Below are 4,485 nucleotides of genomic sequence, written 5' to 3'. Positions count from 1 at the left end.
GTCCGTCCCCTGTTAAATTCAGACCGAGTGCTGATTTTCTACCTGAAGACTAAATCAGTGATTGTGGAAGAGATTAATGGTAATTGGCAGTCAGTTTTGGGAGTGAATACACCACTAGAATGTTTTCCTGATGAGTATACCAGTCTATACTGTCAGGGTAGGGTACGGGCAATTAACAACCTTTCAACGGCTTCCTTAAGTGATTGTCATCGAGAGTTTTTGCAAAGTCTGCAAGTGCAAGCAAACTTAATAGTTCCAATTAATATGGGTATGGAACTATGGGGCTTACTAATTGCCCATGAGTGTGAGGCTCCCAGAAATTGGCAGGATACAGAAATTGATTTATTGCAGCAGCTGGCAGATCAGGCTGCGATCGCGATTCAACAAGCACAACTCTACCAACAAACCTCTGAGGCCGAAACTGAAGCTAGAAATCAAGCTGCTCAGTTAGAGCAGACCCTATATGAACTCCAAGAAACACAGACAAGATTGATTCAGACCGAAAAAATGTCTAGTTTAGGACAGTTGGTGGCGGGTGTCGCCCACGAAATCAACAACCCCGTTAATTTTATTTACGGTAATCTGTGCCACGCCAGTGATTACACCGAACAACTGCTAGAAATTTTACGTCTCTACCAGCTACACTATCCCCATCCCCATAGTGAAATTCAAGCCGCGATCGAAGCGATAGATTTTGAATTTTTGGTAGAAGACCTGCCAAAAATCATGACCTCAATGCAAGTAGGAACCGAGCGCATTCGCTCAATAGTGTTGTCGTTACGCAATTTTTCTCGCTTGGATGAGTCTGAAAACAAGCGCGTTGACCTGCATGAAGGCATTGACAACACCTTATTAATTTTGCAACATCGATTGAAAGGAAATGCTGAATTTCCACGCATTGAGATAATTAAAGATTATGGCAACATCCCACGGGTGGAATGCTATGCCGGTCAAATGAATCAAGTATTCATGAATATTTTCAGCAATGCCATAGATGCTCTGGAAGTAAGGAGTCAGGAGTGGCAGGATCGGGGTGACAAGGAGAATAACTCATGCCCAATTCCAACTATCGAGATTTCCACTAAAGTCTCAGCAGACAACTCTCGTCTATTAATTCGGATTAGTGACAACGGGCCCGGAATGACTGAAGACGTAAAAAAGCGAATTTTTGACCCGTTTTACACTACCAAGCCCGTGGGCAAAGGTACAGGATTGGGACTAGCAATCAGCTATCAGATTATTGTCGAAAAACATGGGGGAATAATGGAGTGTATTTCAGAACCTGGCAAAGGTACAGAGTTCTGGATTGAGATTCCCGTCAAGCCTCCAGCCAAAATAGTTAACTAGGAATAGGAAGTGGGGGATGGGGAAGCAGGGGAAGAATCACTATTGGTTAGTGACCAATGCTCTATTGTTAGTTTTAAAACTTAAAACTTGACTGAGTAATTTTTAAATTCATCCACAAGATAGATGATAATTTTCTTAACATATAAGTTAAAAAAATACCTATTATTGACTTAGGATGTGCAATATATTGAATTTGATTAAAACTAATTTAAAAGTAAAGTTTAGTTGCAAAATAAATCCCTCCCAACTACAAGTGATAATCTAATAGTTGAAGCTAAAAAACAAGCTTCCCGTGGCAGATATAACAGCTGCATTTGAAATGTTAGTAAGAGGTATAAGACGCTGTTTAACTTACATCTGTCTCGTCAAAATACAGCAACACCCAACACGAAAACTGCTATTTCCTGAAATGTGGAAGATTAGGGGGCACTGTAACTGATTTTCATTACTTGTTTACAAAAGCAATGGAAGTAAATACATCCCTGGTTATAATCAACAAAGAGAGGAGATAGTTCAGTGAGTAGAGGCTTGGGTGTTGTTGTGTTTAAAGAGAAGTCTGAAATAGGGACTCCTCTGGGTGTAAGATTATACGAAGTTGAATAGCTAGAAACAGTTAAAATAGCGCCTTATGTCAATAATTGCGCTCAGAGCGTGGTATCTACAGGATTATGAGCCGATTCCAGAACTGGAAAAACGTCAGCCAGACATTCGCTTAAGCAAAAAAAGCCTGCTGAAATCAGCATTGCGAGCAGACTTTTTAGAAGACAGTGACGAAGTTAAGAAATCAACTTGGTTTGGGCGCTATTTAGAAGGGGAAAATATTGAATTTTATATTGAAGGTAGTGGCGGCTATTGCGTCTCTAACATTGACTTAATTAGTCATGAAATTTATTTCACCAAGCAGGCGGTGTTGGCTCAGTTAGAACCAACGATTTTTTTATCCTATCAAACTGAGTATGCCGCAGCGACGAATATTCTCAAAGAAGAACTGCGAAAAAGTTTAGACGATTTAAACTTGCGATCGCGTCTTCCCCTAACATTAATAGAATCCTCTCGTCCTAGCGGTGCTACTTTCCGAATTAACCGCACAATCATGCGGAAAATCCGTAAGAGTTTGTTATTTATCGCTGACACCACGCCCATTGCTAGCATTGAAGGTAAAGAAACGCCTCAATTAATTCCTAGTCCGAATGTCTGTATTGAGATTGGCTATGCCATCCAAAGTAAGAAGTCTGAACAGATTCTACTAGCGCAAATGCAACGCCCAGATTTTGAAGGTGAATTTCCCTTCGACTTACCGACACAGCAAATTTTGCAATTTCAAGACACTACAGAACTGGATAAAATCCTGACAGAGACGATTAAAAACCAGCTAGCACGATTCAAATTGTTTTTTTGACCTAATTTCCCAGTCAGGCTTGCTGGCTGTTTTTTATTCTCAGTTTCTATTTTACAAAATTTAGCAATAACAATGCTCTCTTTAACAGGAAGTTTTTTTAGAGAAAGCAAAGACTGAAAGTATTGTTATTGCTTTAATTAAAATAAACGAACAGGCTTTTTTTGCAGCTTGGAACTAATTGAACTTACCCGATCGACTACAGAAATCATGTATTTGTAATCTGGTACTTGTCCATTGGGTACATACCCCACTTCTTGAGCTAAACCTGAAGGCGAATTACTCATCACTTTGCGGATAAATTCTTGACGGTTACGTTCTACATTCGGCCCAATCAAAACCACACCTAATGGTACATAGTGAGGGTCTTTAAATAGTATGCGGAATTCGGTTGGCGCCAACTGTGAACTGTAGAGACTTAATTCCGCTTCTGAGACGGCGCAGGCGATCGCTTTTCCTTGAGCGACCAATTCTAGCGCTGCTTTGGGTGTAGGTGCAAACAGTATTTCAGCTAGTGTTGTACCATAAAGATTGTAAAGAGGAAAATAATATCCTGTTGCTGAACCTAACTGTCCTAAAGCCACTGTTTTGCCTTGCAATTGTTTCAATTCAGTTATCGGATTATCTTTGCGAACAACGAAAATTGAACGTAAATTACTAATACCTATTAAAGGAAATAGAGGAATATATTGGTGACGTGCGATCGCAATAGCCGCTAAACCCGGTGGAGCAAATACCAATGACCAAGCACGAGCATCAAGGCGCTCAACCGCTCTATTTTCATTAAAAACAGGCTCTAACTGAATATATGAGTTTGTTTTTTCACCCAAGTAACTATTAAATTTAGCATATTGATTAATTATCTGTTCGCCTCCACCATAGTTAATCACACCAATAGTTAACGTGCCCTCAACCCCACCTTGTGGTTTGCAAGCAGCAAATGTAAAACCTAGTAGATGAAACAGAAATAAACGACGGGGAAATCGCACAAACATCACTAATTATGGTTAAGAAAATAATTTGGCTTTCAGGACTAATTTAGATAAATTTGACTACTGCCTAAAGGGGTTATATTGCAGTAAAAAATTAATATTTATTTAGATCCTGTTGAGATGCTTTATAACAGGTATAAATAAATATTAGATAAATTCACAGACCACCTTCCTTGCTTAGGTTATGTTAAACAACATTACGTTAAAAAACTTAAAAATAGGTGCTAAATTTAACTTGCTTTTAATATTAGTTTTCATCATCAGTATTTTAGGAAGTGGCGTTGCCTTATCCAGTGTACTTCAAAGGAGAGCGCAAAATGAAGTAAGTTCTCAAGCGGAGATTCTCATCCAAATGGTGAATGCAGTTAGAGATTATACACAAAATCGTATTGCTCCCCTATTAGAACCTAGATTAGATACTAGCCCAACATTCTTGCCTGAAGTAATACCAACTTTTTCCTCTAAAGAGGTTTTCGAAAATTTTCGTAAAAAGCCTGAATTTAAAAACTTTTTTCATAAAGATGCAACACTTAATCCAACTAATTTAGCAGATAAAGCTGATAATTTTGAAACTCAACTTGTCGAGCGTTTTCGCAACGAACCTAATACCCTAGAAATTACAGGCTTTCGTAAATTGTCAGAAGGCGAAGTATTTTACATTGCACAACCACTAAAGATTACACAAGCAAAATGTTTGCGATGTCATTCTACACCAGATCAGGCTCCTAAAAGTCAGTTGCTAAATTATGG

At 38.9% G+C, this 4,485-nt stretch carries 4 protein-coding genes; 3 read left to right on the top strand and 1 reads right to left on the bottom strand.

The window, feature by feature from the left end:
- Nucleotides 1–1,347 (top strand): GAF domain-containing sensor histidine kinase (locus IQ229_RS14505; protein WP_194044800.1); only part of this gene is annotated, 1,347 nt, incomplete at its 5' end.
- A gap of 628 nt (nucleotides 1,348–1,975) precedes the next feature.
- Nucleotides 1,976–2,746 carry a hypothetical protein gene (locus tag IQ229_RS14500; RefSeq protein WP_194044798.1) on the top strand — a complete coding sequence of 257 codons (771 nt, stop codon included), beginning with the start codon at nucleotides 1,976–1,978 and terminating at the stop codon, nucleotides 2,744–2,746.
- Nucleotides 2,747–2,883: 137 nt separating this feature from the next.
- Here IQ229_RS14500 and IQ229_RS14495 read toward each other — a convergent pair whose 3' ends face one another.
- A complete protein-coding gene (locus tag IQ229_RS14495) occupies nucleotides 2,884–3,738 on the bottom strand; it encodes a phosphate/phosphite/phosphonate ABC transporter substrate-binding protein (RefSeq protein ID WP_194044796.1) in 855 nt (284 codons plus the stop codon).
- 181 nt (nucleotides 3,739–3,919) lie between these two features.
- Here IQ229_RS14495 and IQ229_RS14490 point away from each other — a divergent pair.
- Nucleotides 3,920–4,485, top strand: a 566-nt coding sequence (locus tag IQ229_RS14490) for a Tll0287-like domain-containing protein (protein WP_194044794.1), incomplete at its 3' end; no start/stop codon positions are given.

The sequence above is a fragment of the Nostoc cf. edaphicum LEGE 07299 genome (assembly GCF_015207245.1).
In the GTDB taxonomy this organism is placed as follows: Bacteria; Cyanobacteriota; Cyanobacteriia; order Cyanobacteriales; family Nostocaceae; genus Nostoc; species Nostoc edaphicum_B.
This window is presented reverse-complemented; position numbering and strand designations above follow the sequence as displayed.

Excerpts from the sequence above, each read along its gene's own strand:
- IQ229_RS14500 (WP_194044798.1), top strand. The coding sequence starts at position 1,976 with ATGTCAATAATTGCGCTCAGAGCGTGGTATCTACAGGATTATGAGCCG.
- IQ229_RS14495 (WP_194044796.1), bottom strand. The coding sequence starts at position 3,738 with ATGTTTGTGCGATTTCCCCGTCGTTTATTTCTGTTTCATCTACTAGGT.